The organism is Ralstonia sp. RL (genome assembly GCF_001683835.1).
GTDB classification, from domain to species: Bacteria; Pseudomonadota; Gammaproteobacteria; order Burkholderiales; family Burkholderiaceae; genus Ralstonia; species Ralstonia mannitolilytica.
In genome coordinates, this window is the sequence record NZ_LWRX01000145.1 from 1 (window position 1) to 3,086 (window position 3,086).

The window sequence follows — 3,086 nt, forward strand, 5'->3', positions numbered from 1 at the left end:
TGCCCAAAGAAAGTAAGCAAAGAAATGCGCGCCCGAGATGGCGAAAGACTCCTTCAATTTCCGTAACCGGGCGGAGACGGGGAAAACTCGCTGCGCTCAGACAGTTCCCCGTCTTTTTTCCGCCCGCTTACGAAAATTGAAGGCGCCATCTAGGGCAGGAACGTCAAAGACGAAAGACAACGGCCACACCGTCGGGGCGCGGGCGGGAGCGCCTTGTGGTGTGGCCGGAGTGCGGGTGTGGCTGGTCTTGCTTTGACTTACTTGCCGATTTGGCGGCTGACCTGGTTTTCCTGCTGGTTCAGCGTGCGCTGTTCCTGTTTGGTGATGTGCCCACCGTTTTGGGCGGCCATGTCGCGCTCTTCCTGGCGAATCTGGCGGTCTTCCTTGTGCAGCTGGCGCGCCTGGCTCTTGGTGATTTCGCCTTCCTTCACTTCGTTGTGGATGCGCTTGTTCTGGTTGGCGAGGCGGTGGTTGACCTCGGCGCGGCGCGGGTGGTCCTTTTGCCATTGCGTCTGGGCGAAGGCGCCGGTGGTGGCAGACAGGGCGACGGCGCTGATGGCCAGGGCTTTGACGATGCGGTTCATGGTTTTTCCTCCGGTGGGCGGCCGACCGATTCAGCCGCTGTCCTGTCCATAACGGCGTGCCGCGCAGGCTCGCTTACCCCGTTCGTGTAACGGTGCGTAAGCGGTGTAACGCCCTTGCGAAAAGCGAGGGGCGCAAACGCGTGCGGTGGGGTATTGGCACCTCCGCAGGTGCCCTGCAACAGCCCCCTCGTCGGCTCAATCGATGCAAAAGCGCCGTGCTACCATCGCCCTCCGCTGTCGTTCCCGCCTGCTTTTTCTTCCGCCTGTCCCCATGTCTTCCGGTCTTGCCCACGGGCTCAACGCAGCCCAATCCGAAGCTGTGCACTACCTCGACGGCCCCTGCCTCGTGCTGGCGGGAGCGGGTTCGGGCAAGACGCGTGTGATTACGCAGAAGATCGCGCACCTGATCCTCGACAAGGGCTTCGAGCCCAAGCACATCGCCGCCGTCACGTTTACCAACAAGGCGGCCAAGGAAATGCAGGAGCGCGTGGCCAAGCTGATGGAGGGCCAGGCGCGCGCAGACGGCAAGCGCATCCCCATCAAGCAGCTGACCGTCTGTACGTTCCACTCGCTGGGCGTACAGATCCTGCGGGCGGAAGCCGAGCATGTCGGCCTCAAGCCACGTTTCTCGATCATGGATTCCGACGATTGCTTCGGCATGATCCAGGAGCAGCTCGCGACCACCGACAAGCAGTTGATCCGCCGCGTGCAGAGCACGATCTCGCTGTGGAAGAACGGTCTCGTCGATCCGGACACCGCGATTGCCGAGGCGCTCGCCAACAACAACGTCGACGACCACCAGGCCGCGCTCGTCTACCGCAACTACGTGGCGACGCTGCATGCGTATCAGGCGGTGGATTTTGACGACCTGATCCGCATTCCCGCCGAGCTGTTCGCGCGCAATGAAGAGGTACGCCTGAAGTGGCAGAACCGCCTGCGCTACTTCCTCGTTGATGAATATCAGGACACCAACGCCTGCCAGTATCAGCTGCTGAAGCTGCTGGCGGGCGGCTCGCACCTGCGTGCGCCGGCCTTCACGGCGGTGGGCGACGACGACCAGGCCATCTACGGCTGGCGCGGCGCCACGCTCGACAACCTCAAGCTGCTGCAGACCGATTTTCCGAACCTGAAGGTGATCAAGCTGGAGCAGAACTACCGCTCCACGGTGCGCATCCTGAACGCCGCCAACGCGGTCATCGCGCAGAACCCGAAGCTGTTCGAGAAGACGCTGTGGAGCGAGCACGGCATGGGCGACCCCATCACCGTGACCAGCGCCAATGACGAGGAGCACGAAGCCGAGAGCGTCGTCTTCAAGCTGTCCGCCCACAAGTTCGAGCGTCGTGCGCAGTTTCGCGATTACGCGATCCTGTATCGCGGCAACTTCCAGGCGCGCCTGTTCGAGCAGATCCTGCGGCGCGAACGCATTCCGTATGTGCTCTCGGGCGGGCAGAGCTTTTTCGACAAGGCCGAGATCAAGGATCTGTGCGCCTATCTGCGGCTGATTGCCAATGCGGATGACGACCCCGCGTTCATCCGCGCCATCACCACGCCCAAGCGGGGCGTGGGCAATGCGACGCTGGAAGTGCTGGGCGCATTCGCGGGGCAGGCCAAGGTGTCGCTGTTCGAGGCGGCAATGATGGGCGGCATCGAAGCGCAACTCGCGCCGCGCCAGCTGGAGCCGCTGCGGGTGTTCTGCGAGTTCATCGTGCGGCTCTCGGACCGCGCCGCCAGGGAGCCCGCCGCCACGCTGCTCGACGAGATGATGGAAGGCATCCACTACGAGGCCTACCTGTACGACACCTACGACGAGCGCCAGGCGCAGAACAAGTGGACCAACGTGCTGGAGTTTCTCGACTGGCTCAAGCGCAAGGGCACCAAGCCGGAGAAGGATGACGACGACGAAGCCACCGGTTTCGACAACGCCGATGGCCTGATGGACGCCGGTAAAAACCTGCTGGAACTCACGCAGACCATCGCGCTGATCAGCATGCTCGAAGGCAAGGAAGAAGACCCGGATGCGGTGCGCCTGTCCACGCTGCACGCCAGCAAGGGGCTCGAATATCCGCACGTGTTTCTGGTGGGTGTGGAGGAAGGCATCCTGCCGCATTGTCGCGAAGACGACGACCTGACCGACGAGAAGATCGAAGAAGAGCGGCGGTTGATGTATGTGGGGATCACGCGGGCGCAGCGCAGCCTGCATATCAGCTGGTGCAAGAAGCGCAAGCGCGCGCGGGAGACGGTGGTGTGCGAGCCGTCGCGCTATATCGCGGAGATGAAGCTTGGGGAGGATGCCGGGCCGACGCCGGAGGACACCATGCCGGCGATGTCGCCGAAGGATCGGTTGGGGGCGTTGAAGGGGTTGTTGGCGGCTAAGAAGACTGTGGTTTCGTGATTGGGTTTTTGGTTTTTGCGTTGGTGGTCCACCTCCCTTTCGTTCCCTGCCGGGACCGACTCACTTTTCTTTGTCTTGCCAAAGAAAAGTAAGCAAAAGAAAGGCGCGCC

Annotated in this window: 2 protein-coding genes; one reads left to right on the forward strand and one right to left on the reverse strand. The window is 62.4% G+C overall.

Translation table 11 applies throughout. The features are described from left to right. Nucleotides 1–257: 257 nt before the first annotated feature. Entirely contained in the window at nucleotides 258–584 is a 327-nt protein-coding gene (locus A6M56_RS13450; protein ID WP_027678500.1) for a hypothetical protein, read from the reverse strand. 271 nt (nucleotides 585–855) lie between these two features. Between A6M56_RS13450 and A6M56_RS13455 the strand changes: the two genes are divergently transcribed. Further along, nucleotides 856–2,976, forward strand: coding sequence for a UvrD-helicase domain-containing protein (locus tag A6M56_RS13455; protein WP_102080401.1), 2,121 nt, complete (start codon nucleotides 856–858; stop codon nucleotides 2,974–2,976). The last annotated feature ends 110 nt before the right edge of the window (nucleotides 2,977–3,086 follow it).

Coding starts and splice junctions, on each gene's coding strand:
- A6M56_RS13450 (WP_027678500.1), bottom strand. CDS start 584: ATGAACCGCATCGTCAAAGCCCTGGCCATCAGCGCCGTCGCCCTGTCT.
- A6M56_RS13455 (WP_102080401.1), top strand. CDS start 856: ATGTCTTCCGGTCTTGCCCACGGGCTCAACGCAGCCCAATCCGAAGCT.